This is a genomic window from Streptomyces clavuligerus, from assembly GCF_005519465.1.
Classification (GTDB): Bacteria; Actinomycetota; Actinomycetes; order Streptomycetales; family Streptomycetaceae; genus Streptomyces; species Streptomyces clavuligerus.
Map to the genome: position 1 here is coordinate 3,105,823 of NZ_CP027858.1, position 24,306 is coordinate 3,130,128.

The 24,306-nt window shown below is 71.7% G+C and carries 21 protein-coding genes, 4 tRNA genes and 1 other RNA gene; 11 read left to right on the forward strand and 15 right to left on the reverse strand.

Annotated features, from left to right (window positions below):
• Positions 1 to 59: 59 nt before the first annotated feature.
• From CRV15_RS12985 to purS, 5 genes are all read right to left on the reverse strand, one after another.
• Positions 60 to 959, reverse strand: a complete 900-nt coding sequence (locus CRV15_RS12985; RefSeq protein WP_003954986.1) for a M23 family metallopeptidase — start codon at positions 957 to 959, stop codon at positions 60 to 62.
• 62 nt (positions 960 to 1,021) lie between these two features.
• Positions 1,022 to 1,540, reverse strand: a complete 519-nt coding sequence (locus CRV15_RS12990; protein ID WP_003954987.1) for an ArsR/SmtB family transcription factor — start codon at positions 1,538 to 1,540, stop codon at positions 1,022 to 1,024.
• Positions 1,541 to 1,693: 153 nt separating this feature from the next.
• A complete protein-coding gene (purL, locus tag CRV15_RS12995) occupies positions 1,694 to 3,943 on the reverse strand; it encodes a phosphoribosylformylglycinamidine synthase subunit PurL (RefSeq protein ID WP_003961208.1) in 2,250 nt (749 codons plus the stop codon).
• A 91-nt stretch (positions 3,944 to 4,034) separates the two neighbouring features.
• Positions 4,035 to 4,751 (reverse strand): phosphoribosylformylglycinamidine synthase subunit PurQ, encoded by a 717-nt coding sequence (purQ, locus tag CRV15_RS13000; RefSeq protein WP_003954989.1) that lies wholly within the window; start codon positions 4,749 to 4,751, stop codon positions 4,035 to 4,037.
• Entirely contained in the window at positions 4,748 to 4,993 is a 246-nt protein-coding gene (gene purS, locus CRV15_RS13005; RefSeq protein WP_009996980.1) for a phosphoribosylformylglycinamidine synthase subunit PurS, read from the reverse strand. The genes purQ and purS overlap by 4 nt, the downstream gene beginning before the upstream one ends.
• Before the next feature lie 367 nt (positions 4,994 to 5,360).
• Between purS and CRV15_RS13010 the strand changes: the two genes are divergently transcribed.
• The 8 genes from CRV15_RS13010 (at position 5,361) to CRV15_RS13045 (ending at position 10,214) form a co-directional block, all read left to right on the forward strand.
• On the forward strand, positions 5,361 to 5,696 hold the full coding sequence (locus CRV15_RS13010) for a histone-like nucleoid-structuring protein Lsr2 (protein ID WP_029182987.1): 336 nt from the start codon (positions 5,361 to 5,363) through the stop codon (positions 5,694 to 5,696).
• 121 nt (positions 5,697 to 5,817) lie between these two features.
• Positions 5,818 to 5,889: transfer RNA gene (locus CRV15_RS13015), tRNA-Gly, on the forward strand.
• 80 nt (positions 5,890 to 5,969) lie between these two features.
• Positions 5,970 to 6,042: transfer RNA gene (locus tag CRV15_RS13020), tRNA-Gly, on the forward strand.
• A gap of 200 nt (positions 6,043 to 6,242) precedes the next feature.
• On the forward strand, positions 6,243 to 7,196 hold the full coding sequence (locus CRV15_RS13025) for an ABC transporter ATP-binding protein (RefSeq protein ID WP_009996979.1): 954 nt from the start codon (positions 6,243 to 6,245) through the stop codon (positions 7,194 to 7,196).
• Entirely contained in the window at positions 7,193 to 8,011 is an 819-nt protein-coding gene (locus CRV15_RS13030; RefSeq protein WP_003954994.1) for an ABC transporter permease, read from the forward strand. The genes CRV15_RS13025 and CRV15_RS13030 overlap by 4 nt, the downstream gene beginning before the upstream one ends.
• Positions 8,012 to 8,145: 134 nt before the next feature.
• A complete protein-coding gene (locus CRV15_RS13035; protein ID WP_003961204.1) occupies positions 8,146 to 9,510 on the forward strand; it encodes a sensor histidine kinase in 1,365 nt (454 codons plus the stop codon).
• Positions 9,507 to 10,118, forward strand: a complete 612-nt coding sequence (locus CRV15_RS13040; protein ID WP_009996975.1) for a response regulator transcription factor — start codon at positions 9,507 to 9,509, stop codon at positions 10,116 to 10,118. The genes CRV15_RS13035 and CRV15_RS13040 overlap by 4 nt, the downstream gene beginning before the upstream one ends.
• A gap of 23 nt (positions 10,119 to 10,141) precedes the next feature.
• A tRNA-Gly gene (locus tag CRV15_RS13045) sits at positions 10,142 to 10,214 on the forward strand.
• A gap of 140 nt (positions 10,215 to 10,354) precedes the next feature.
• On the opposite strand, the gene CRV15_RS13050 is transcribed toward CRV15_RS13045, so the two are convergent.
• The 6 genes from CRV15_RS13050 to ffs form a co-directional block, all read right to left on the reverse strand.
• Positions 10,355 to 11,257 carry a phosphoribosylaminoimidazolesuccinocarboxamide synthase gene (locus CRV15_RS13050; protein ID WP_009996972.1) on the reverse strand — a complete coding sequence of 301 codons (903 nt, stop codon included), beginning with the start codon at positions 11,255 to 11,257 and terminating at the stop codon, positions 10,355 to 10,357.
• 129 nt (positions 11,258 to 11,386) lie between these two features.
• Complete coding sequence (locus CRV15_RS13055) at positions 11,387 to 12,841, reverse strand: N,N-dimethylformamidase beta subunit family domain-containing protein (RefSeq protein WP_003954998.1); 1,455 nt, start codon at positions 12,839 to 12,841, stop codon at positions 11,387 to 11,389.
• Positions 12,842 to 13,419: 578 nt separating this feature from the next.
• Positions 13,420 to 15,117, reverse strand: coding sequence for a hypothetical protein (locus tag CRV15_RS13060; RefSeq protein ID WP_003954999.1), 1,698 nt, complete (start codon positions 15,115 to 15,117; stop codon positions 13,420 to 13,422).
• 664 nt (positions 15,118 to 15,781) lie between these two features.
• The gene (purD, locus tag CRV15_RS13065; RefSeq protein ID WP_003955001.1) at positions 15,782 to 17,032 is read right to left on the reverse strand and encodes a phosphoribosylamine--glycine ligase; all 1,251 of its coding nucleotides are present in this window, start codon (positions 17,030 to 17,032) and stop codon (positions 15,782 to 15,784) included.
• 58 nt (positions 17,033 to 17,090) lie between these two features.
• A complete protein-coding gene (locus CRV15_RS13070) occupies positions 17,091 to 19,250 on the reverse strand; it encodes a DNA polymerase III subunit gamma and tau (RefSeq protein WP_009996970.1) in 2,160 nt (719 codons plus the stop codon).
• A 98-nt stretch (positions 19,251 to 19,348) separates the two neighbouring features.
• Positions 19,349 to 19,447, reverse strand: an RNA gene (gene ffs / locus CRV15_RS13075) — signal recognition particle sRNA small type.
• 72 nt (positions 19,448 to 19,519) lie between these two features.
• Between ffs and CRV15_RS13080 the strand changes: the two genes are divergently transcribed.
• Positions 19,520 to 19,607: transfer RNA gene (locus CRV15_RS13080), tRNA-Ser, on the forward strand.
• Between the two features lie 273 nt (positions 19,608 to 19,880).
• Here CRV15_RS13080 and CRV15_RS13090 read toward each other — a convergent pair.
• Entirely contained in the window at positions 19,881 to 20,258 is a 378-nt protein-coding gene (locus tag CRV15_RS13090; RefSeq protein ID WP_003955005.1) for a hypothetical protein, read from the reverse strand.
• Positions 20,259 to 20,620: 362 nt separating this feature from the next.
• Here CRV15_RS13090 and aspS point away from each other — a divergent pair, with 362 nt between their 5' ends.
• Positions 20,621 to 21,931: an aspartate--tRNA(Asn) ligase gene (gene aspS, locus CRV15_RS13095; protein ID WP_003955007.1), complete on the forward strand. Its 1,311-nt coding sequence runs from the start codon at positions 20,621 to 20,623 to the stop codon at positions 21,929 to 21,931.
• A gap of 58 nt (positions 21,932 to 21,989) precedes the next feature.
• On the opposite strand, the gene CRV15_RS37410 is transcribed toward aspS, so the two are convergent.
• The 3 genes from CRV15_RS37410 to CRV15_RS13105 all read right to left on the reverse strand — a co-directional run bounded on the left by CRV15_RS37410 (position 21,990) and on the right by CRV15_RS13105 (position 23,324).
• A complete protein-coding gene (locus tag CRV15_RS37410) occupies positions 21,990 to 22,124 on the reverse strand; it encodes a hypothetical protein (protein ID WP_003955008.1) in 135 nt (44 codons plus the stop codon).
• Between the two features lie 130 nt (positions 22,125 to 22,254).
• A complete protein-coding gene (locus tag CRV15_RS13100; protein WP_003955009.1) occupies positions 22,255 to 22,668 on the reverse strand; it encodes an NUDIX hydrolase in 414 nt (137 codons plus the stop codon).
• The gene (locus CRV15_RS13105) at positions 22,665 to 23,324 is read right to left on the reverse strand and encodes an NUDIX hydrolase (RefSeq protein ID WP_009996965.1); all 660 of its coding nucleotides are present in this window, start codon (positions 23,322 to 23,324) and stop codon (positions 22,665 to 22,667) included. The genes CRV15_RS13100 and CRV15_RS13105 overlap by 4 nt, the downstream gene beginning before the upstream one ends.
• Positions 23,325 to 23,731: 407 nt before the next feature.
• Between CRV15_RS13105 and CRV15_RS13110 the strand changes: the two genes are divergently transcribed.
• Positions 23,732 to 24,241, forward strand: a complete 510-nt coding sequence (locus tag CRV15_RS13110) for a nucleoside-diphosphate kinase (RefSeq protein ID WP_003955011.1) — start codon at positions 23,732 to 23,734, stop codon at positions 24,239 to 24,241.
• The last annotated feature ends 65 nt before the right edge of the window (positions 24,242 to 24,306 follow it).

Consider the following 24,306-nt stretch of genomic DNA (forward strand, 5'->3'; position numbering starts at 1 on the left):
GGGTCCGGACGGCAGGGCCACCGGGGTGGGTCACCGGCCGTCCCCGGCGATCGGCGTGCTCACCCGCCGTCCCGGGTCAGCAGCGACTCGTCGACGGTGAAGAACTCCTTCGCGGCGGGGACGCCCACCCCGCGCCAGCGGAAGGGGACGCCCCGGGCGGTGTCCAGGTCCGTGCCGTCCATCAGATGGAAGTGGACATGCGGCTCGGTGGAGTTGCCCGAGTTCCCGACGCGGGCGAGCGGCTGGCCCGCGCGGACCCGGTCCCCCTCCTTGACCAGCAGGGAGCCGCGCCGGAGATGGGCGTACAGGGCGTAGGTCCCGTCCCCCAGGTCCAGGACCACATGGTTGCCGACGATCAGGCCCGGACCGCCGATGTCACGGGCCGGTGCCTCCAGCAGCATCAGATAGGCCAGCATCGGCAGCGAGGTGCGGCTGAGATGGTCGCGCTGCCGGTCGGACGCGTGGACGACGGTGGCGTCGGCCACCGCGTACAGCGGCTCGCCGAAGGCGGGGAAGGCGGAGTTGCGCCGGACCAGGGGCCACAGCGGGGAGAACCCGGGCCGGGTGCTCCCGCCCTCCGCTCCCTCCGCGGGGCCGCGCTCCGGCTCCGGTTCGGCCGTCAGATCGATGGCGTAGGTCTGCCCGTAGACATGGGTGCCATGGCTCGGGACGGTGTCGGCCGGACTGTTCGTCGCGGACCAGCGGCCCAGGACCGGCGGTCCGGTCTCCACGGCGGCGGGGCGCTCCGCCGCGGCGTGCTCCCGGGCGGCCCGCCGGGTCGCGACCAGGCCGGAGCCGAACATCGCCGTCCCCGCGGCCACCACCGTCCACCAGGGGACGGGCAGACCGGTGAGCAGGTCGCAGACGATCAGCACGGCGAAGAGCCTGCCGGTGGTCCGGTACAGGACCATCAGCGCCTTGCGGCCCGTCCTCGGTGTCGCTGCCGCGCGCTCCTCCATGTGTTCCCCCCGTGTGGTGTGTGCCTGTGTGCCCGTATCCGTGCGCGTTGCGCGCGGCGGCCCTACTCCGGGCGGGCCGCCGTGAGCATGACCAGCAGGGGGACCATCCGCCGGGGCGGCACCTGATAGCGGCCGCGCCCCGCGGTCCGCAGCCAGCCCGCGCCGGTGAGCTGGCGCAGATGGTGGTAGATCTGGCCGGTGGTCCCGAGGTCCTCCAGCTCCGCCAGCGCGGCGGCGGTGTCCCGGCCGCCGACGACCTCGTGGAGCAGCCGCAGCCGGACGGCGTTGCCGAGGGCGGCGAAGGCGTCGGCCGTCTCCGTCCAGTCCGCTTCGAGCAGTTCGCCGGTGAGGGCGCCGTACTGCCACTCGTAGCGCTCGTCGTCCCGCAGCCGCACGGAGCCGGTGAAGAGCACCCCGCCGCCATCGGCCGCCGCTCCGGCGCCGGTCAGCCGCTCCTTGAGCCCTTCCAGCGCCCAGAAGACCTCGGCCGTCGACGCGGGTGGCGGCGGCGTCCGCCGGGGCTGTTCCTCCAGTGCGGCCACCCGGCGCTCCAGCGCGGCGAACCGTTCCTCCCACTCCATGATTTTGAAGATACGTAATTACGTAATCCCGCGCAACCCCATGAGCGCCACCGGAAACGGCCGAGCCCCCGCTCCCGCCCGGAGATCCGGGACAGGGAGCGGGGGCTCGGCCGTCGATCGACGCGCGGGACAGGTGGGCCCGCGCGGGTGCGCCTACGCGAACAGCGCCGGAACGGTCTCCTCGTGCGCGGTCCGCAGCTCGTCCAGGGAGAGCGTGAACTCGCCCTGGATCTCGATCCCGTCGCCGTCCACGACCCCGATCCGGGTCGCGGGCAGCCCCCGGGCGCCGCACATGTCCGTGAAGCGCAGCTCCTCGCTGCGCGGCACCGAGACCACCGCCCGTCCCGCCGACTCGGAGAAGAGGAAGGTGAACGCGGACAGACCGTCGGGGACGACCAGCCGGGCGCCCGTGCCGCCGCGCAGGGCGGACTCGGTCACGGCCTGGATCAGACCGCCGTCCGAGAGGTCGTGGGCAGCGTCGATCATCCCGTCCCGGGAGGCTGAGATCAGGATCTCGCCAAGCAGCCGCTCCCGCTCCAGGTCGACCGCGGGCGGCAGTCCGCCGAGGTGGTCGTGGACCACCTGCGACCAGGCCGAGCCGCCGAACTCCTCCCGGGTGTCCCCGAGGAGATAGAGGAGCTGGCCCTCCTCCCCGAAGCCGATCGGGGTGCGCCGGGTGACGTCGTCGATCACGCCGAGGACCGCGACCACGGGCGTCGGGTGGATCGCCGTCTCGCCGGTCTGGTTGTAGAGCGAGACATTGCCGCCGGTGACCGGGGTGCCGAGCTGCTGACAGGCGTCGGCGAGCCCCCGGGTGGCCTCGGCGAACTGCCACATGACCCCCGGGTCCTCCGGGGAGCCGAAGTTCAGGCAGTCCGAGACCGCGAGCGGCCGGGCACCGGACGCGGCGACATTGCGGTACGCCTCCGCCAGCGCGAGCTGCGCCCCGGCGTAGGGGTCCAGCTTCGCGTAGCGGCCGTTGCCGTCGGTGGCCATGGCGACGCCGAGGTCGGTCTCCTCGTCGATCCGGATCATGCCCGCGTCCTCGGGCTGCGCCAGCACGGTGTTGCCCTGGACGAAACGGTCGTACTGATCCGTGATCCACGCCTTGGACGCCTGGTTCGGCGAGGCCACGACCTTCAGCACCTGCGCGCGCAGCTCCTCGGCCGTCTCCGGCCGGGGCAGCTTCCCCGCGTCGTCGGCCTGGAGGGCGTCCTGCCACGCGGGGCGGGCGTAGGGGCGCTCGTACACCGGGCCCTCGTGGGCGACGGTCCGCGGCGGTACGTCCACGATCTGCTCGCCGTGCCAGAAGATCTCCAGCCGGTCGCCGTCGGTCACCTCACCGATGACGGTGGCGATGACGTCCCACTTCTCGCAGATCTCCAGGAAGCGCGCGACCTTGCCGGGCTCGACGATCGCGCACATGCGCTCCTGCGACTCGCTCATGAGGATTTCCTCGGGCGAGAGGGAGGCGTCGCGCAGCGGCACGGTGTCCAGGTCGACCCGCATACCGCCGTCACCGGCGCTGGCCAGCTCGGAGGTGGCGCAGGAGAGTCCGGCGCCGCCGAGGTCCTGGATGCCCGCGACCAGCTTCTCCGCGAAGATCTCCAGGGTGCACTCGATGAGCAGCTTCTCCTGGAACGGGTCACCCACCTGGACGGCGGGCCGCTTGGCGGGGCCGGTGGACTCGAAGGTCTCGGAGGCGAGCACGGAGACGCCGCCGATGCCGTCGCCGCCGGTGCGGGCCCCGTACAGGATGACCTTGTTGCCGGGGCCCGAAGCCTGCGCGAGGTGGATGTCCTCGTGCTTCATGACCCCGATGCAGCCCGCGTTGACCAGCGGGTTGCCCTGGTAGCAGGGGTCGAAGACGACCTCGCCGCCGATATTGGGCAGGCCCAGGCAGTTGCCGTAGCCGCCGATGCCCGCGACCACGCCGGGCAGCACCCGCTTGGTGTCGGGGTGGTCCGCGGCGCCGAAGCGCAGCGGGTCGACCACGGCGACGGGACGGGCGCCCATGGCCAGGATGTCGCGGACGATGCCCCCGATCCCGGTCGCGGCGCCCTGGTAGGGCTCGATGTAGGAGGGGTGGTTGTGCGACTCGACCTTGAAGGTCACCGCGTACCCCTGGCCGACGTCGACGACTCCGGCGTTCTCCCCGATGCCGACGAGCAGGGCGTCGTTCTCGGGCGCCTTCTCACCGAACTGCCGCAGATGGACCTTGCTGGACTTGTACGAGCAGTGCTCGGACCACATGACGGAGTACATCGCCAGCTCGGCCCCGGTGGGGCGGCGGCCCAGGATCTCCCGGATCCGCTCGTACTCGTCCTGCTTCAGCCCCAGTTCGGCCCAGGGCTGTTCGGCCTCGGGGGTGTCGGTGGCGTGCTTGACGGTGTCGAGGCTCATGCCGAGCACCTTTCGTTCGCTGCTCCGCCCGCGCGGCCCGGAGGCCCGGCGTCGTTCTCGGTCCGCGGCCCGGCAGCCGCGCGTGCGCCGCTCACAGAGCGGCCAACTTCTTGATGACGGAGGTGAAGAAGGCGAGCCCATCGGTGCCGCCGGTGCCGATCAGCGGCTCCACGGCGTGCTCGGGGTGGGGCATGAGGCCGACGACGTTGCCCTCGGCGTTGGTGATGCCGGCGATGTCCCGGAGGGAGCCGTTCGGGTTGAGGTCCCGATAGCGGAAGACGACACGGCCCTCCGCCTCCAGCTCGTCCAGCACCCGCTCATCGGCGACATAGCGGCCGTCGATGTTCTTCAGGGGGACGGAGATCTCCTGGCCCTGCTCGTAATCGGAGGTCCAGGCGGTGTCCGCGTTCTCCACCCGCAGCCGCTGGTTACGGCAGACGAAGTGGAGATGGTTGTTCCGGAGCATGGCACCGGGCAGCAGATGCGTCTCGGTGAGGACCTGGAAGCCATTGCAGATGCCCAGGACCGGCATACCGGCCCTGGCCTGGTCGATGACCGTCTCCATGACGGGGGAGAACCGGGAAATGGCCCCGGCCCGCAGATAGTCGCCGTAGGAGAAGCCGCCGGGGAGGACCACGGCGTCGACCTGCTTCAGGTCCTTGTCCCGGTGCCAGAGGGGGACCGGCTCGGCCCCCGCGAGCCGTACGGCCCGCAGGGTGTCCCGGTCGTCGAGCGTCCCCGGGAAGGTGACGACTCCGATCCGGGTGTTCCCGGAGGGGGCTCCCCCGGGGGTGGTGGTGACCGTCACGACTCCACCTTCACGATGAAGTCCTCGATGACGGTGTTGGCGAGGAACGTTTCAGCCATCTCGTGGATGCGGGCGAGGGCGGCCTCGTCGACCGGCCCCTCCACCTCCAGCTCGAAACGCTTTCCCTGACGGACGTCCGCGATGCCGTCGAATCCCAGGCGGGGCAGTGCGCGCTGCACAGCCTGTCCCTGCGGGTCGAGGATCTCGGGCTTGAGCATGACGTCGACTACGACGCGTGCCACGGGCACTCCCGGTGATGTGTTGCGCTAGGGCGGTTCGCTCAGCGTACCCGGCCCAGAAATCTACTCGCGTAGATATGGGTGGATATAGGAACTGGGCAAGAAGGAACGCGGCCGGGCGGCGGAGTGCAAAAATCCGGTAGAAAATTCCGGTCTTCATTGATCGGACACGCGCACATAATTGGGTGGGCTTCACAATGCACCGCCCCGCGCTGTACAAAGGAAAGCAGAGGACAGCACCTTTAACCCCTCGACAGCCGGAATGCCGGTATCCCAGCATGTCAGCGTGGGCGAGCACCCGACGGAGACCCTCCGGGTGACCTTGTCGCCCGGTGGATGCGCGGGAGACCGCGGGAAAGGACCGATATCCGTGGCGCAGCGAGTAGTGGTCACACTCTCCGACGACATCGACGGCGGAGAAGCAGCGGAAACGGTCAGGTTCGGCCTGGACGGGAAGACGTACGAGATCGACCTCAATCCCGCCAATGCCAAGAAACTGCGCAAGGCCCTGGCGCCGTACATGGCGGCGGGCCGGAAGCAGGCCGGGGCACAGGGGCGGCGCCCGCGTGCCGCCGCCTACACGCACACCGCGCTGGAGCCCGCCCCGGCGGCGGTCCGCGCCTGGGCGCAGTCCAACAAGATGGACGTGCCGGCCCGGGGGCGTATCCCCAAGGCGGTCTACGAGGCGTTCCGCAAGGCGAGTTGAGATCGCCCGGGGCCCGGACGGGCCCCGGTCCCGATCTTGAGTTGCGCCGCACCCCCCACCGTGGGCTAAAGTACGGAACACGCCGAGGGGCCAACCCGAAAGGGAAGAACCCGAGGATCGTGCGGGTGTAGTTCAGTAGCAGAACATCCCCCTTCCAGGGGGAAGGCGCAGTGTGCAATTCCTGTCACCCGCTCTCATCGCCTTACCGACCACCGATGTGGATCAGGTAGAGTGGTGGACGCACCGCTCAGTGAGAGCTGAAGCGGCAGCACTGCGGACGTAGCTCAGTTGGTAGAGCGCAACCTTGCCAAGGTTGAGGTCGCCAGTTCGAACCTGGTCGTCCGCTCAGATTGAAGGCCCGGTTCCGATTTTCGGAACCGGGCCTTTTCTGTCTCGTTGCCCCGCCCACCCGGCTGTTTCGGGACGGCTCCCGCTTTTCGCGGCGGCACCGGGCACCCGGGGCGCGCACGACCCATGACATGTGTCATGAGCACCAGTGACAGTGCGCACTGCCCACTCCCCCGGGGCGGCGGAATGCTTCCGTACATGACCACAGACCAGTACGTGATCACGGTGGACGAGCTGCGGCGGAGGTACGCGGGCGGCTTCGAGGCCGTGAGCGGGATCACTTTCTCCGTGGCGCGCGGCGAGATCTTCGCCCTCCTCGGGACCAACGGCGCGGGCAAGACCTCCACCGTCGAACTGCTGGAAGGTCTCGCGGAGCCCGCGTCCGGCACCGTACGGGTGCTCGGACACGACCCGTACCGCGAGCGGAGCGCCGTACGGCCCCGGATCGGGGTGATGCTCCAGGAGGGCGGCTTCCCCTCCGATCTGACCGCGGCCGAGACCGCGCGCATGTGGTCGGGGTGCACCAGCGGGGCGCGCCCGGTCGGTGAGGCGCTGGAGCTGGTGGGGCTCGGCCATCGCGCCGACGTCCGCGTCAAACAGCTCTCCGGCGGTGAGCGGCGGCGGCTCGATCTGGCGCTGGCCCTGCTCGGGCGGCCCGAGGTGCTCTTCCTGGACGAACCCACCACCGGACTCGACGCCGAAGGGCGCCGCGACACCTGGGACTTGGTGCGGGCGCTGCGCGACACCGGCACCACCGTGCTGCTGACCACGCACTACCTGGAGGAGGCCGAGGCGCTGGCCGACCGGCTGGCGATCATGCACCGGGGCCGGATCGTGGCCTCGGGCACCCCGGCGGAGGTCACCGCGTCCCGGCCGGCCCGGATCCGGTTCGAGCTGCCCCACGGGGTGCAGCCCGGCCGGCTGCCGCTCGCCCTGCGCGCCGCGGCCGACGGTCGGCGGATCGAGATCCGGACCCATCAGCTCCAGGAGGCGCTGACCGAGCTGCTGCGGTGGGCGGAGCGGGAGGGCGTGGCGCTGGCGGCGCTGGACGCCCGGTCCGCCTCGCTGGAAGAGGCGTTCCTGGAGATCGCGCAGACGGAACTGGACATGAGCACGGGCACGGCGACGGGGATGGCGGGGGCAGGACGATGACGACAGCGAACAGCACGGCGGGAGCCCGCGGGAAGCGCGGCGGGGCCGCCGGGACCACCGCAGCGGGCCGGCTCGCCGCCCTCGGACGGGCCGAGTTGACCCTCCTCGTCCGCAACCGCACCGCGCTTCTGATGGCGCTGCTGATGCCGCTGGTGATGGTGTTCGCCGCCCAGGGCTCCCTGGAGCGGATCGACCCGGAGAAGTCCGGCATGAGCATCGCCGAGGCGTCGATGACCGCCGGGATCGGCATGGTCCTGATCCTGGTGGTCCATGTGAACCTGGTCTCCGCCTACACCGCCCGCCGGGAGGAACTGGTCCTCAAGCGGCTGCGCACCGGTGAGGTGACGGACCGCGAGATCCTGGCCGGGACCGCGCTGCCCGCCGTCGGCATCGCGCTGGCGCAGTGCGCGCTGCTGGTCGTGGCCGGAGTCGCCGCCATGGACCTCGGCGCGCCCGCACGGGCCGATCTGCTGCTCGCCGGGATCGCCCTGGGCGTCGTCGTGTGCGTCGCGCTGGCCGCGGTGACCTCCGCCTTCACCCGGACCGTGGAGAGTGCCCAGATCACCACGATGCCGATGTTCCTGATCTCCCTCGGCGGCTCCGGCCTGCTCGTCCCGCTCTCGGTGATGCCGCCGACGATGGAGCGGATCTGCGAAATCCTCCCGCTCACCGGGGTGATGACCCTTGTCCGGGCGGGCTGGCTCGGGGGCGTGGACAGCCGGGACCTCACGGTCGCGGCGGTGGGCGCCTTGGTCTGGACGGCGGTCTCGGTGTTTGCTGTGCAGCGGTGGTTCCGCTGGGAGCCCCGACGCTGATGACCGTCCCGGGGCGGCTCGGCGGAACCGGCGCGCGTGCGGCAGCGATACGCGGCCACGGGCACAGCCGTGCGGACGCACACGGACGTGGGCGTGGGCGCGGCGGCCCGCGCGCTCCGGCAGGGACCGACGTCATGGAGCAGTGGGGCAGCGCAGTGCGGGTGAAGGGTTTGAGCGGTCGCTGGAGCGAACGCAGCAGACTGGTCAAGGTCGACCTCTACACCCGGGGCACGATCTATCTCGTCATCTGGTCCGCGGTCTCCGTGGTGGCGGCGCTGCTCGTCCTCCAGAGCGCCACCGGCACGCTCTCCCCGCTCCCGGCCCTGGCGGCGGTGGCCCTCACCCTCGCCCACGGTCTCGTCTGCGCCCGGCTGGCCCGCCGGGCGATGGACACCTATCTCGGACAGGACGAGGTGCCCCGTGGGCTGCTCGGCTGGGCGACGGCCCTGACCTGCGCCGAGAGCTTCGTGGCCCTGCTCCTGGTGCGGTCGGGCACGCCCGAGGCACTGGAGGCCCTGCCGGGTCTGCTCTCCTGTGTGGTCCTGCCCCTCAGCGCCGGATACGCCCTGCTGGTGCGGAACCGGGTCACCGCGCTGGCCCATCTGGGGGTGCTGGCGGCGGTCTTCGCCCTGACCTCCCTGACCGGGATGGGGCTGGGGCAACGGATCTTCACCGCCGTGTTCGTCACCTTCGCGAGCGCGTGGCTGGCCTGGACCGGCCGGGCCTCCCTGTGGGTCCTGGCGGTGATGTGGGAACTGCGGGAGGCCCGCGATGTGCAGGCGCGGCTCGCGGTCGCCGAGGAGCGGCTGCGCTTCGGCCGCGATCTCCATGACGTCCTCGGGCGGAATCTCGCCGTCGTCGCGCTGAAGAGCGAACTCGCGGTGCAGCTCGCCCGGCGGGGCCGTCCCGAGGCCGTGGACCAGATGCTGGAGGTCCAGCAGATCGCGCAGGACTCCCAGCGTGAGGTGCGGGAGGTCGTGCGCGGCTATCGCGAGGCCGATCTGCGGGCCGAGCTGGAGGGCGCCCGGAGCGTGCTGGAGGCGGCCGGGATCACCTGCACCGTCGTCCTGGGCCGGCTGGAGCTGCCGGGGGAGGTCGAGTCGACGCTGGGGTGGGTGGTCCGCGAGGCCGCGACCAACGTCCTGCGGCACGGTGACCCCCGGCGGTGCACCATCTCGGTGGGCGAGGTCGACGGCACGGCGCTGCTGGTCGTCGAGAACGACGGAGCGGGGCCGCACCCGGCCCCGGCCGCTTCGGCCACCCCGGCCGCTTCGGCTGCTTCGGCACCGGAACGTCCGGGCACCGGCCTCGCGGGGCTGCGGGAGCGGCTCTCCGCCGTGGGCGGGGAGCTGGAGACCGACTCCGGCCGGACGGGGCGCTTCCGGCTGCTGGCCCGGATACCCCTCGACCCCACCGGTACGGGTACGGGTGGCGGCATCGGCCGCGAACGGGCGGCCGACGGCGGCGGAAACACGACCATCGGGGGAGGCACCGGGTGACGGTGGTACGCGTACTGCTCGCCGACGACGAGCATCTGATCCGGGGGGCGCTGGCGGCGCTGCTCTCGCTGGAGGACGACCTCGACGTCGTCGCCGAGGCGGCGTCGGGCACGGAGGCGCTGGCCATGGCACGGGCGCACCGCCCCGATGTGGCCGTCCTCGATCTCCAGATGCCGGGCGCCGACGGTGTGAGTGTCGCCACATCGCTCCGGGGGGAACTGCCCCACTGCCGAACGATGATCGTCACCAGCCATGGGCTGCCGGGCCATCTGAAACGGGCCCTGGAGGCAGGTGTGCGGGGGTTTGTCCCGAAGACCCTCAGCGCCCAGCGGCTCGCGGAGATCATCCGTGCCGTCCATGCGGGAAGCCGCTATGTGGACCCGGAGTTGGCCGCCGACGCGATCTCCGCCGGGGACTCGCCGCTGACCGCCCGGGAGGCCGAGGTGCTGGCGCTGGCGGCGGACGGGGCCCCCATCGCGGAGATCGCCGAGCGGGCCTCGCTGTCGCAGGGGACCGTACGGAACTACCTCTCGTCGGCCGTGTCGAAGCTGGGGGCCGAGAACCGTCATACGGCGGTGCGTCTCGCCCGTCATCGCGGTTGGGTATAGTGGTCATCGCGCCACGGCGCACTGCGGACGTAGCTCAGTTGGTAGAGCGCAACCTTGCCAAGGTTGAGGTCGCCAGTTCGAACCTGGTCGTCCGCTCAGATTGAAGGCCCGGTTCCGATTTTCGGAATCGGGCCTTCGGCGTTTTCCCGTGCCCTCTCCACCACCCCGGTTCCTCCCGGGGGTTCTTCCGGCGCGCCTCGGGCCGAGGCGCGCCGGGGCCGTCCCGGCCGGCCGGGTCAGGCCCAGGGGGTGCCGGTGAGCATCTCGTACGCCTCCAGGTACTTCGCCCGGGTCGCCGCGACCACCTCGTCCGGGAGCGCGGGCGGCGGCTGCTCACCGCGGCGGTCCCAGCCGGAGGCCGGGGAGGTCAGCCAGTCGCGCACATACTGCTTGTCGTACGAGGGCTGGGGGCGGCCCGGCTGCCAGGAGGCCGCGGGCCAGAAGCGGGACGAGTCCGGCGTCAGCACCTCGTCGGCGATGACGAGGGTGCCGTCCTCGGTGTGCCCGAACTCGAACTTGGTGTCCGCGAGGATGATCCCCCGGTCCCGGGCGATGTCCCGGGCCCGGCCGTAGACGGCGAGGGTCGTCTGCCGCAGCACGGCCGCCGTCTCGGCGCCGACCTGCCGGGCCACCTCCTCGTAGGTGACGTTCTCGTCGTGGTCTCCGACGGCCGCCTTGGTGGCGGGGGTGAAGATCGGCGCGGGGAGTTCGGAGCCGTCCGACAGCCCCTCGGGGAGCGTGATCCCGCAGACCGTGCGGGACTCGTCGTACTCGACGAGGCCGGAGCCGGTCAGATAGCCGCGGGCCACGCACTCGACGGGGACCATCCGCAGCGAACGGCAGACGAGGGTGCGGCCCTCCCAGTCGGCGGGCGCGCCATCGGGAAGGTCGGTCGAGACGACATGGTGCGGAACGAGGTCCGCGAGCCGGTCGAACCACCAGAGGGAGAGCCGGGTGAGGACCCGGCCCTTGTCGGGGATCTCGCTGGGCAGCACCCAGTCATAGGCGGAGATACGGTCGCTGGCGACCATGATCAGATCGCCCGCCTCGTTCCGGTAGAGATCACGCACCTTGCCGGTGTGCAGATGCAGCAGGCCGGGAACCTGCTGCGGTTCGGGCTTTTCTACGAATCCGGACACGGCGCCTCCCCGTGGTTCTGAACGACTGGTGCCGATTCTCTCGTACCCGGGGACGACCGCTCGGGCGGGGCCCTCGGAGGCCACCGGGGCGGTCGGCCCGGCGGCCCGCCGGGCCGCAGCGGCGGGGGCTCAGTCCCGTTTGCAGATGCGGTCGAGGAGGTTGGCGGTGGCCCGCTGGACACGGGGGTCGACATGGCCGGGCCGGTCGAGCGCGGGCGACCAGGCGAAGGTGCCGGAGGCGAAGACCAGGGCCCCGGACGGCGCGCGGTAGAGGGAGGTCTCCTGGTGCCGGGTCGTCCCCCTGGCGTCCCGGTACGGGGAGTGGGCGAGCAGGATGCGGCGCAGATGCGGGGGAAGCGAGGTGCGGGGGAAGTAGCGGTCGGCCTCGCCCGCGACCAGGCCGGGCAGTTCGTCGCCCTCCCCCGCGCCGGTGGATTCCCAGAGCCAGTGGTCGGCGTTGCGTACGACCATGGGGTGCGGCTCGGGGACCCGGCCCGCGTACTGGATGCCGAGCAGATGCTGTTCGGCGCGGTCCGCCTCCCGCCAGAGCGCGGACTTCCCGGGGCCGCGCCGTTTGCGGCAGGTGAGCAGCCGGTCGGGCACCCCGGACGGGGACGGGGAGAGTTCCACCTGCCAGTACATGGTGTTCGCGGAGAGGAAGACCAGGGAGGTGCCCTGGTCGCGGGCGGCCTCGACGGTCCGGCGCATGGGGATGGACCAGTACTCGTCGTGACCGGGGAAGACCAGTCCCCGGTAGCGGCTGGGGTCGACCCGTCCGGCGTGCAGATCGCGGGCGTCGGCGTAGGCGAGGTCGTAGCCGTACCGCTCGGCCCAGCGGACGAAGTCGTAGGCGTGGCCGATGTGGAGCGGCAGCCCGGCGCCCGCGTAGGGGCGGTCGAACGAGACGGTGACGGCGGCCTCCCGCTCCCCGAGGAGACGGCCCCGGCCGTCCCAGGCGTGGTAGAAGCTGGCGCCGGTACGGCCGTCCTCCGGGTAGAGGTTGTACGACTGCCAGGTGATGTCCGGGAGCAGGAGCAGCAGATCGGCGGGGCCGTTGTCGCGGACCGTGAAGGGGATGTGGGAGCGGTAGCCGTTGGCCGTGGTGAGGACGGCGACATAGGCGCCGATCGACCAGTACGACGGGATCTGGAGCCGCCAGGAGAGCCACCAGTGGTGGCAGGAGACGGTGCGGTTGGCGGTGAGCGGCGGCGGCTGGACGATGCCGGAGAGGCGGGGACTCGTGGTGACCTTCGTCGCGCCGTGGCCCGCGTAGTGGCCGATGCGGTAGACGTCGATCGAGAACTGCTGCGGCGGGTCCACGGTCACATGGAAGTCGATCGACTCGCCGGGGGCGACGGCTCCGGCCGAGGCGAAGCCCTTGATCTGGCGGTTCACATCGTTGGCGCTGCGGGGGCCCCGGCAACCGGGCCGCTCCGGCTCGGCGTACCAGGGGATGAGGCGGCCGGTGTCGGAGAAGTAGTGCTCGTTCCCCCGCAGCCAGGGCAGGGGGCCCTGCCCGAAGGGGTCCGACACGGCATGGGCGAGGGCGCCCGACTCCCATCGGCTGATGTGCTCCGCCCCCATACGCCCTCCCCGGTGCCCCCGGACACATGTGATGCGCCGTTCAACCGACGCCGAGGCTCCAGCACATCACATAACGCATGCGAGCGGTCACCCTTCGTCGCGAATTGGTACGGGCGTGACCGATTCACGGGGGTCGGTTTCACGGGGCGCGAAGCCGTGGAAGTGCGCAAACGCACGGACCGTGGCGGAACGGTGCGCGCCGGGGCGCCGGGGCGTGGGGGTGCGCGGAGGCACGGACGCGGGGCTCCGGGGGCTCAGCGGCGCGCAGGCGCGGAGCACCGACGCGGCGAGACAAGCGGGGCGGGGGGCTGGGCCGGGGCGGCTTCGGGTGAGGGCGCGGACCGCCGCCGGGGAGGGGCCGGGCGCGGGTGGGGCCGCGTCCTGGGGCGGCTCGGGCGGACGTGCAGTCCGCGGAGCGAGGCGGCCGGGCGGGCGTGGCGGTGGTGCGGAGCGAGACGGCCCAGGGACGGGCGGGCCCGGGGCGCGGGTGCGAGTGGTCCCCCGGGGGGCGGGTGCGGGTGCGTGGGGGAGGCGGGTGCGTGGGGGCGGGCGCGTGGGGGCGGGCGCGTGGGGGCGGGTCAGACCAGCCGGACGGGTTTCTCCGCGCGGACGCCCACCCCGGCGAGCCAGGCGCGCAGCGGCCTCGGGTCGCCGTCCTCGGTGAGGCTCAGCACCGGCGGGATCAGGTCGGGGCAGCGCTCGCCGCGGATCAGCAGTGTGGGCCCGTCCAGCCAGTCGAGCCCCGGCACGGCACCGGCGGTGTCGACCGCCGCGCAGCACACCATCGCGGTGACGTGGTCCGCGAGCAGTTCCCGCCCGGTCCGCGGCGGCTGGAGCGGGAAGAGGGGCAGCGGGTCCGCGCCCCAGCCGATGAGCGCGTCGTCCTGGCTCTTGGCGACGGGTGCCGCCGCGGCACCCGCGCCCACCCCGGCCCCGACGCGCTGGCGGGACGCCTCCTCGCGGGCGAGTGCCGCGCTGATCCCGGCCGCCAGATTCTCCCCGGCGTCCTCGCCGGTCTCGGCGAGGACGTTCATCACCCGGGCGAGGGTGGGGCCGCCGGGCCCGTCCGAGGGGGCCGTGCCGAGCTCGTCCAGGACCCGGTGGAGGCGGGCGGCCTCCGTGCGCCACTTCCGGTCGACGACTTCCTCCGGGTACTGCTGCCAGTCCACCGGGGACCAACTCGCCCCGGTCTCGGCGGGCCCTCCGTGGAACAGCCGCGCGGCCAGCAGGGACGCGGCCTCGTCGATCAGTCCGGGCTCTTCGAGGAGATCGCAGGCGGGCCGCTCCCCGAGCCGGGAGGCGAAGCCCTCGGCGAGCCGGTCCCTGCGGGACAGCTCGGTGAGGGCGGAGACGACGCCCGCGTCCAGCCGGGAGGGCCAGCGGCCCATCCGCCAGGCGGGCAGCGCCACCCGGGTCAGCAGCCGGTCCCAGCCCGCGTAGGCGAGGCCGACCTGCTCCTGGGCGACGATCCGCAGTCCGTAGTCCACCGCCTGGGCCCGCTCGGAGGCAGCGGCGGCGACTCCGCGCTCCATCTCCCCCGCGTAGCTCTGGCAACTGTGGAGCAGCAGCCGGGCGATCCTGCCCACCAGGCCGAGCACCGGTCCGCGCAGATACCGCAGGGGGCCGCGCGGGCCCGGGGAGGCGGCCACGGCGACGGCGGCGTCGAGCCCGCGGACGAAACGGCGGGCGGCGGCTATGTCGGGGTGGGCGGAGGGCGCCGTTCCCGCGACGACGGGCGCGAGCAGGGCCCTCAGCTCGGCCACCCGCATCCACCACAGGAAGGGTGAGCCGATCACCAGGACGGGGGCCTCGGTGCTCCGTCTGCGGCGGCGGCCCCGTATCGCCTGGGGTATCGCATGGGCCGGATGGGTGCGGTCCTCAAGCCAGCTGTCGCAGTCGGGGGTGAGCGCGAGCGCGGAGGGCGCCGGTACGTCGAGACGCTCGGCCAAATCCCTGACCAGGCGATACAGATCCGGGGCCGCACGCTCCGGCAGTTCGACGGTGGGGCTCAGGGCGGGCGACGCCCGGACGATGACAGCGGCGACGACGGCCGCGACCAGCAGTACCGCCACGGCCGCGCTCCCGGCGATCCAGCGCAGCACGTCCCAGCCGGCCCCGCGCATATGGCCGGTGGAGTCTCCCGTGAGCAGCACGATGGTGACCGCCGCGGGCAGCAGGGCGACCGCGAGTGCTCTGCTGCGGACACGCAGCACGGCGAGCGCCCGCGAGCGTGCGGCCTGGGCGCCGATGGAATCACCGATCCCGTTGACGGACACGGCCGGTCCTCACCTCCTCTGCCCTGCGTCGGTGTTGGTCACTCCCCCACTGTGGCACCCGTCACTGACATCGCAATGCCGGTGGGCCAAGTGCCGGAACGCCTGCGCCGCACCCTAGTTGGGGCTGTGGCAGCCGTCATCCGGATGGCTCAGTCGTCACCCGATGGAATGGCATTGGCCAATGGTGATGACGGATGGCGGGCGTCGCTGGTTCACGTATGCGCCACAGGTGTACTGGAGCCACACTGAAGCGCCACGGGAGCGTCACGGTAGTGGGGAGGATGAAGCCTCACGGGTTGCTTTGTGCCGCATGAACCCCATGGGCCACTTGCTTTTCTCGGGGCTCCTGGAGCTGTCGAGAGCATGTCGACCCCGGGCGTCACGAACGTCCCACCGGGGTCACCGGGGGCCGTCAACAGGCCCGCGGAGGGGGTTCCGGGCGGCGCACCCGCGTACGGCCGCCGCGGACGCCGGGAAGCCCGGAGGGGATCTCCGCCGGGGCGGCCCGGGACAGCGTTCAGGGGTGTACCCCGTACGAGTACACCCCTGATCCACCGGCCGGGCCCGGCCGGTGTCCGGCCAGGCCCGGTTCCTGTGTCATGTCGCGGCGCCGTTGCCGTCCGCGTCTGCCGCTGTGCCGCTGTGCCGTGTCGCGGTGCCCCGCTCAGCCCTCCGCCGCCCGGCGGGCGATGTCCGTGCGGTGCTGCGAGCCGTCGAGACGGATGCGGCCCACCGCGTCATAGGCGCGCTGCCGCGCCTGCCGCAGATCGGCGCCGGTCGCGGTGACCGACAGGACCCGGCCCCCGGCGCTGACCACGGAGCCGCCGTCCTGCCGCGTCCCGGCGTGCAGGACGTACGCGTGCGGGGCGTCCTGCACGGCGACCTCGTCCAGACCCTCGATCGGGTCACCGGTACGCGGGGTTCCGGGGTAGTTGTGCGACGCGACCACCACGGTGACGGCGGCGTCGTCGCGCCAGCGCAGCGGGGGCTCGTCGGCCAGGGTGCCCCGGGCGGCGTGCAGCAGCAGGCCCCCGAGCGGGGTCAGCAGCCGGGCCAGCACCACCTGGGTCTCCGGGTCGCCGAAGCGGGCGTTGAACTCGATCACCCGTACCCCGCGCGAGGTGATGGCGAGCCCCGCGTACAGCAGTCCGCTGAACGGGGTGCCACGGCGGCGCAGCTCGTCGACGGTCGGCTGGAGCACGGTCGTCAGCACGTCGTCGACCAGCTCGGGATCGGCCCAGGGCAGCGGGGAGTAGGCCCCCATGCCGCCCGTGTTGGGGCCCTCGTCGCCGTCGAGGGCGCGCTTGAAGTCCTGGGCGGGTGTCAGCGGGACGACGGTCTCGCCGTCGGTGATGGCGAAGAGGGAGACCTCGGGGCCGTCCAGGTACTCCTCGATGACCACCCGTCCGCAGGCGATGGCGTGCTCACGGGCGAGCGCGAGGTCGTGGGTGACGACGACCCCCTTGCCCGCGGCGAGGCCGTCGTCCTTGACGACGTAGGGGGCGCCGAAGGCGTCCAGGGCCTCGTCGATCTCCTGGGGGTTCACACAGACATAGCTCCGGGCGGTGGGCACACCGGCGGCGGCCATCACGTCCTTGGCGAACGCCTTGGAGCCCTCCAGGCGGGCGGCCTCGCCGGAGGGGCCGAAGCAGGGGATACCGGCCGCACGCACGGCGTCGGCGACACCCGCGACCAGCGGCGCCTCGGGGCCGACGACGACCAGGCCGGCGCCGAGCCGGGTGGCGAGCCGGGTGACCGCCGCACCGTCGAGCGCGTCGACCGGGTGCAGCTCGGCGATCTCGCCGATGCCGGCGTTCCCCGGCGCGCAGTGCACGGCGGTGACATCGGGGTCGAGGGACAGGGAGCGGCACAGGGCGTGTTCGCGGGCGCCGCCGCCGATGACGAGGACCTTCACGGCGTCAGCCTAACCGGCGCCGTCCGCGGTCCTGTACTCCCCTCCTAAGGACCACCGGCTACTCGTTCGTATATTCCTCCACAACCGTGGCTCCCAGCTCACGCACGATGAGGTCGTGCCCGGAGAGCGCGGAGTCGACGAGGTCCGGGTCGTCGTCCTCCGGCATGTCGTCCTCGGGGGAGACCGGCGGCGGGGTGTGGACCGGCCGCGGGGCCGGGGCGGCGGACGGTGCCTGGGGCGGAGCCGCGGCGGGGGCCGCCGGGGCGGCGGGCCGGGCCGCGGCGGGCGGCGGGGCCGGTGTCTGGGGTGCTGCGGCCTGATAGGGGCGACCGGCGGCGGGGGGCGCCGGGGCGCCGACCCCGCCCGAGGGGTCGATGATCGCCTCGATCTTCCACTGCACATGGAACTGCTCGGAGAGCGCCTGCCTCAGCACTTCCTCGCTGCCGCTGCTGCTGAAGGTGTCGCGGGCCCCCGCGTTGAGGAAGCCGATCTGGAGGGTGGTGCCGTCGAACCCGGCGACCTGGGAGTTCTGGCTCAGCAGAATCCAGGTGAAGCGACGGCGGTTCTTCACGGCCTCCAGGACGTCCGGCCACATGCCGCGCACCTGGGCGGCGCCCTGGGCCGCTCCCGGGGCCGGGGCGGCGGCGGGGGCCGCCTGCGGCTGCGGAGCGGCGGGGGCCGCCGGAGCGGGTGCGGCGGGCCGGGGGGCCTGGCCGGGCGTGGAGGCGGTGGGCCAGCCACCGGGCCGCCGCTCGGCGGCCGTGGCGGCCGGCGGCTCCGGAGCCGCCGGGGAAGCGCCCGCGGGGGCGGCGGTGGGCCAGCTTCCGGGGCGGGCACCCGGGGCCTGCTGCGGAGCGGTGCCCTCGGTCGGCTGCGGGGCGGCGGGCGCGACCGGGGCGGTGGCCGCCGGGGGCGCGGGCGGCTGCGCCGGGGCGGCGACGGGGCCGTCCGGTCCCGGCATGTGGGGGGCGGCGCCCGGACCGGGGATGTACCCCATCGCGGGGGCGCCGGACCCGGGGAAGGTCACGGCCGGTGCCGCCGGGGCGGCGGCCGTGAGGGCCGCTCCACGCTCCAGCCGGTCGATCCTGGCCTGGAGCGAACGCTCGTCCCCGAACGCCGCGGGCAGCAGCACCCGCGCACAGATCAGCTCCAGCTGGAGCCGGGGGGACGTCGCCCCGCGCATCTCCGTCAGCCCCGCGTTGACCAGGTCCGCGGCCCGGCTCAGCTCGGCCGCGCCGAAGGCGGACGCCTGCGCCTGCATCCGTTCGACCACATCGACGGGGGCGTCGATCAGCCCCTTCTCGGCCGCGTCCGGCACGGCGGCGAGGATGACGAGATCCCGCAGCCGCTCCAGGAGGTCCGTGACGAAGCGCCGGGGGTCGTTGCCGCCCTCGATGACCCGGTCGACGACCTCGAAGGCGGCGGCCCCGTCCCCGGTGGCGAACGCGTCCACGACGGAGTCCAGCAGCGAGCCGTCGGTGTACCCGAGCAGGGCGGTGGCCATGGCATAGGTCACACCCTCGTCGGTGGCGCCCGCCAGCAGCTGGTCCATGACCGACATCGAGTCCCGCACCGACCCCGCACCGGCCCGCACCACCAGCGGAAGCACTCCGTCCGCGACCGGGATCTTCTCGTGCCCGCACACCTCGCCCAGGTACTCCCGCAGGGTGCTGGGCGGCACCAGCCGGAACGGGTAGTGGTGGGTCCGCGAACGGATGGTCCCGATGACCTTCTCGGGCTCGGTGGTGGCGAAGATGAACTTCAGATGCTCCGGCGGCTCCTCGACCACCTTCAGCAGGGCGTTGAAGCCCTGCGGGGTGACCATGTGGGCCTCGTCGATGATGTAGATCTTGTACCGGCTGCTCGCCGGCCCGAAGAACGCCTTCTCCCGCAGCTCACGGGCGTCGTCCACACCACCGTGAGAAGCGGCGTCGATCTCGATCACATCGATCGACCCCGGCCCGTTGCGCGCGAGATCACGGCAGGACAGACACTCCCCGCACGGCGTGGGCGTCGGCCCCTGCTCGCAGTTCAGACAGCGGGCGAGGATGCGCGCACTGGTCGTCTTGCCGCACCCGCGCGGCCCGCTGAACAGGTACGCGTGATTGACCCGGTTGTTCCGCAGGGCCTGCTGCAACGGGTCGGTGACATGCTCCTGCCCGATGACCTCGGCGAAGGACTCGGGACGATAGCGGCGGTACAGCGCAAGAGACGACACATCTACGAGGTTATCGGCCCCCACCGACAACCGTCCCCGGCCCGCTCGCCCCGCGATCACTCCCCCACCGGGCCTCCCGGCCCCGGACCCCGCCCCCCAACGCAAGCGCCCCCCACGCACCCGCCAGAGCCGACCTACCCTTGCTGCCTTCCGGCCCTGGGGGAGTTCAGTCAGATAGCGCCACGTGAGGGGCTCCGCACAGGGTACCCGATCGGCGGGGGTGGGAACGAGTTCGCGAGCACTCCTCAACGTCTTGTATTGTTTGCCGCGGAGGATTCGCCTAGTGGCCTAGGGCGCACGCTTGGAAAGCGTGTTGGGGGCAACCCCTCACGAGTTCGAATCTCGTATCCTCCGCCAGTGCCTCACCGGGCACTAACGTCGAAGGGCCCCGCTGCTTGCAGCGGGGCCCTTCGACGTGTCTGGACCTCCGTTGCGCGGGCACAGCCATGGTTCTCCACGGACAGGTTCGAATATTCCCCGTCGACGATCAGGGCACCGGGGTCGCGATCGACGACTGCATCGAGACCAAGATCCTCCTGGATGACCACCATGAGGCATCCCGGCAACACACGGGCCTCACCAGCCCGAGCCGACTGCTTGAACCGACCAGCGGGGAGGTCGACCGCCACTTCATTGCCAGGCGGTCAAAATAGGACGCCCCCCAGACGCTGCCGAGGTGTTCCGGTCGGGAGCGCGGGTGCACAGCAAGGCGAGCGGGGCCACGTCCTGCGGCCACATCCACAGCGCCTTGCGACAGGTGGCCCCGGCGTCCTTCATCAGGGTCCATAGGGTCCACCCGGCATCCCGGCCAGCGATCATGGCGCGGAGAGCCAGTACGTTCCCGAGGAGGGTGAAGGCATGCGGTGAGCGGGGCTCGGCCTTCGCCCAGGTACCGGCGAATCTCAGCCGTGCCCCGGCTTCCGCGAGGACCTGGAGGCGGAAGATCCGTCGGTCCCAGTCCGGACCGGTGAAGATCAGCAGGTCGCGCGGGCCTTCCCAGCGGCCCATGGAGGCGTCTTCGAGCGCCCGCCGCAGTGCGTCGTCGCCCCGGGCCGTATGTGATTGCGAGCGCGGTCGCGCGGTCCGTATCCTGCTGGGCAACGCGTTGACGGAGACGAGTAGCCAGGGTTCACGCGAGCAGAGAGAGCCGCCGGTAGCTGGGAAGGCGGTCTCGCGCCCCGAGGTGAAGACCCTCCTGAGCGCGGGGAGGAACGGCCGCGCCCAGTGGCCCCATGCCCCGCCGGCCGACCCCCGTGACCGGGTCCGAACGAGGCCGCCACCTGGTGGCGGCGAAAGTGCGGTGGTACCGCGAGTTGCCCTTCTCGCCCGCACTCCCAAGGGATCATGACGAAGTCCTTCGGAGGACCGAAATGATCCACAGCCGCGTACACGTCTCCGACCTGCGAGAACACATTGGCCGTACCGTCTCCGTCTGCGGGTGGGTGAACACCCTCCGCCTCCAGAGCACGATGCAGTTCGTCGTCGTACGGGACGGCACCGGCATGGTGCAGGTGACCCACAGGCGCGACAACGGACCGCTGGAGGCCCGGCTCGAATCCCTCACCCCCGAATCCGCCGTCCGCGTCACCGGCCGCGTCGTCGACGCCGCCCAGGTCAAGCTCGGCGGCCTGGAGATCGTCCCCGAAGCGGTCGAGATCCTGAACCCGGCCGCCACCCCGCTGCCGATCGACGAGCACACCGGCCTGGAGCAGCGGCTGGACTGGCGGTTCCTGGATGTACGCCGCCGCCCCGCCACGCAGCTGATGTTCGCCGTGCAGACCACCCTGGAGCAGGGCATGCGCGAGTATGCCTACGCCCAGGGCGCCACGGAGATGCACACCCCCAAGCTCATGGGCACCGCCTCCGAGTCCGGCGCGGAGGTCTTCAAGCTGGGCTACTTCGACCGCAGCGCCTATCTGGCGCAGTCGCCGCAGTTCTACAAGCAGATGGCGATCTCGGCCGGGATCGACAAGGTCTTCGAGATCGGGCCGGTCTTCCGCGCGGAGCCGTCGTTCACCTCCCGGCACGCCACCGAGTTCACCGGTGTCGATGTCGAGCTGGCGTGGATCGACGGTGTCGAGGACGTGATGGCGTTCGAGGAACGGATGCTCGCCCACGCGATCGCCAAGGTCGCCGACGCCCACGGTGAGGCGATCGCCGAGCGTTTCGGCGTCGAGGTCACCGTCCCCACGACGCCGTTCCCCCGGATCACCATGGCGGAGGCACAGAAGATCCTGCGCGAGGGCGGCTGGGACCCGGAGGGGATCAAGGAGGACCTGGACCCGGAGGGCGAGCGGAGCATCTCCGCGCATATCAAGGAGGCCACCGGGCACGAGTTCGTGTTCATCACGCACTACCCGGTGGGCATCCGGCCCTTCTACCACATGCGGCCGGCCGACGACCCAGGCGTGACCCTGAGCTTCGACCTGCTGTGGAAAGGGCTGGAGGTCACCACCGGTGCCCAGCGTGAGCACCGGTACGACGTCCTGCTGAAGCAGGCCGCAGAGAAGGGCATGAGCCCCGAGCCGCTGCGGGACTACCTGAACGCGTTCCGGTACGGGTGCCCGCCGCACGGCGGCCTCGGCATGGGGCTCGGGCGGGTGCTGATGGTGATGCTCGGGCTGGACTCCATCAGGGAAGCCAGCTTCCTCTTCCGGGGGCCGAACCGGCTCACCCCGTAATCGGGCGGGAGCCACGTCCCACGGCACGGGCGAGTGCCCCGTGCCGGGGGACGCGGCATCAGTAGCGGACATGACGCAGGTCATGGGTCCACGCCTCGCCGGGGTTCTTGTCCCAGTAGGACCGCAGCGCCAGCTCCCGTTCGGAGAAACGGCCCTGATGGCACAGACCGCCGTGAGAGAGGGTGACGCTCATGGCGAGCGCCGATTCGGTGGTGACCCAGTGGGTGTCAACGTGTGACTCTGCAGCTGACCTCCGGGCTGCAGAGTCACGGACTAATAGTCGGCCTCGTCGCGCTCGGACAGTTCCCGCCAGTGGTCTGCGCTCAGGCGTCCAAGGCGCCGTCGAGGTAATCCTGGACGGGCCCGAATAGACCGTACGGCACGTACTGCGGGATCTCCCTATGAGCGACCCAAGCCAGTTCGGCCAGCTCCTCAGTGTCCGCGACATGGGCCGTACCGTTCAACACCTCGCACGCGGTGTACGACATCAGCCGGCCGGTCTTCGGATGGACGCGCTCGCCGAGCAGCTTCACGGCCGCCACGGTCAGCCCGGTTTCCTCCTGGGTCTCCCGCACAGCGGCGTCTTCGCGCGCCTCGCCGGGCTCGACCTCGCCGGCCGGGAACTGCCAGGAGAGCTGTCCCTCGCTGACCCGGCGGCGCACCATCAGCACGCGTCCCTCGTTCACCACGATGGCGGCGGCGATGCCCGGGCGCTCGTCCGTGTTCTGGTTCGTCACGTCTGCTCCTCCAGGACGGCCAGGATGGGTGGGAAGATCGTATCGACGGGGATGAAGCGAGGCACCGAGTTTCTGGGGACCCACATGACGTCGATGTTCTCGGCCGCGTCGCTGTTCGTGGCCGCGCCGGCCAGGTACTCGCAGAGGAAGTACTCGCACAGCACGCCGGTCACGGGGTGAAGGCGGTTCCCAAGGTGCTGCCGGATCGCGCAGTGGACACCAGTCTCGTCCAAGGTCTCCCGCACGGTGGTGGTCTCCGCCTTGCCTCCCGGCTTGATGACGCCGGCCGGGAACTGCCACGTGATTCCAGCGGCGTCGTCGTCCCGTCGGCACACCAGGAGGACATCGCTGTCGCGGACGACCACCGCGATGGCCACCCGCAGCGCCTGTGCGCCGGGCGGCGTCGAGTCCGCTGGGGCCTGTTCCTTCGCCAGCAGGAGCGCGAAGCGCTGTCGCCCAGCCGCAGGAGCCTGCTCATGGGCTGTGTCGAGGAGCTGCTGCATCTCCCTGCGAGGCACGAGGGCCGCGTCGGCGTGCCAGGTGGCCACCGTCCTCACGGCGATGCCGAGGTGGGCGGCAAACTGTTCGTTGCCGAGCCGTAGGGCGGACTGCAGCAGGCAGGCGTACCGGCCGCTCCAGCGCTCGATCACGTCCACAAGGCTGTCCCCTCGTCGCCGCCCCGGGGCAGGAATCCGCGCGCCGAAAGTGCACTCCCACTGCACTGGCACTTCATGGTCACGCGGGAAGGGCCCCGGAAGAATCGGAGTCACCAGGGGCCAAGGAATCACCCGTCGAAGGCTCAGTCCCTGGGAGGCGTATGAGAGGCGCGAGAGCGCCAGACGACCACAGGAAGATTTTAGGTGCGTACCCCCAGCGGATAGTGGAGACAGAGAAGTTGGCCGAATCGGGCCTCTCGTTGGGCTGATCGGCCGTACCTTGGCCGGCATTCGCCCGTCCGGGGCATTGCCCGCACGCCCGAACCGCCCTGCCGGCGCCGGTAACCTCAGCAGATGACGGCTGATCGTCCGTCATGTTCGGTTGCTAGCAAGGCGAAAGGGAGTCAATGGCCGAGGTTCAGGCACACACTGTCGAGCGCACGCTCGTCCTGCTCAAGCCCGATGCGCTGGCGCGTGGCCTGGCAGGAAGGATCATCACTCGATTCGAGGATGCCGCGCTGAAGATCGTCGGCACGAAGATGAAGTGGATGGACGAGGAGTTCACCCGCAAGCACTATTTCGATCTTGAAGAGCGGCTTGGTTCGGAGGTCTACAACCTCACGGCGTCGTTCATGCAGCAGGGCCCGGTCATCGCCCTGGTACTGGAAGGCTTCGACGCCATCGCCACCGTCCGCAAGATCGTCGGCAGCACGTACCCGAACCAGGCTCCGGCCGGCACGGTGCGGGGCGACTTCTCGCACTACAGCGCGGCGGCCAGCATCGCTTCCGGCAAGGCGGTCGCGAACCTCGTGCACGCCTCCGGCAACGCTGAGGAGGCCAAGCAGGAAGTGGAGCTGTGGTTCGACAAGGACGAGTTGCAGGACTACAAGACGCTGGCCGAGATCTACACGTACTAGCAGCGGGTCAAGGCGTCACCGCGGGGGCACCAGGGCGTTGATCACCACTGGGGCACTACCGTTTG

Excerpts from the sequence above, each read along its gene's own strand:
- CRV15_RS13055 (WP_003954998.1), bottom strand. The coding sequence starts at position 12,841 with ATGGGGGCGGAGCACATCAGCCGATGGGAGTCGGGCGCCCTCGCCCAT.
- CRV15_RS13030 (WP_003954994.1), top strand. The coding sequence starts at position 7,193 with ATGACGACAGCGAACAGCACGGCGGGAGCCCGCGGGAAGCGCGGCGGG.
- CRV15_RS13035 (WP_003961204.1), top strand. The coding sequence starts at position 8,146 with ATGGAGCAGTGGGGCAGCGCAGTGCGGGTGAAGGGTTTGAGCGGTCGC.
- CRV15_RS12990 (WP_003954987.1), bottom strand. The coding sequence starts at position 1,540 with ATGGAGTGGGAGGAACGGTTCGCCGCGCTGGAGCGCCGGGTGGCCGCA.
- purL (WP_003961208.1), bottom strand. The coding sequence starts at position 3,943 with ATGAGCCTCGACACCGTCAAGCACGCCACCGACACCCCCGAGGCCGAA.
- CRV15_RS37410 (WP_003955008.1), bottom strand. The coding sequence starts at position 22,124 with ATGAGCGTCACCCTCTCTCACGGCGGTCTGTGCCATCAGGGCCGTTTC.
- aspS (WP_003955007.1), top strand. The coding sequence starts at position 20,621 with ATGATCCACAGCCGCGTACACGTCTCCGACCTGCGAGAACACATTGGC.
- CRV15_RS12985 (WP_003954986.1), bottom strand. The coding sequence starts at position 959 with ATGGAGGAGCGCGCGGCAGCGACACCGAGGACGGGCCGCAAGGCGCTG.
- CRV15_RS13090 (WP_003955005.1), bottom strand. The coding sequence starts at position 20,258 with ATGGGCCGCTGGGAAGGCCCGCGCGACCTGCTGATCTTCACCGGTCCG.
- CRV15_RS13025 (WP_009996979.1), top strand. The coding sequence starts at position 6,243 with ATGACCACAGACCAGTACGTGATCACGGTGGACGAGCTGCGGCGGAGG.
- CRV15_RS13110 (WP_003955011.1), top strand. The coding sequence starts at position 23,732 with ATGGCCGAGGTTCAGGCACACACTGTCGAGCGCACGCTCGTCCTGCTC.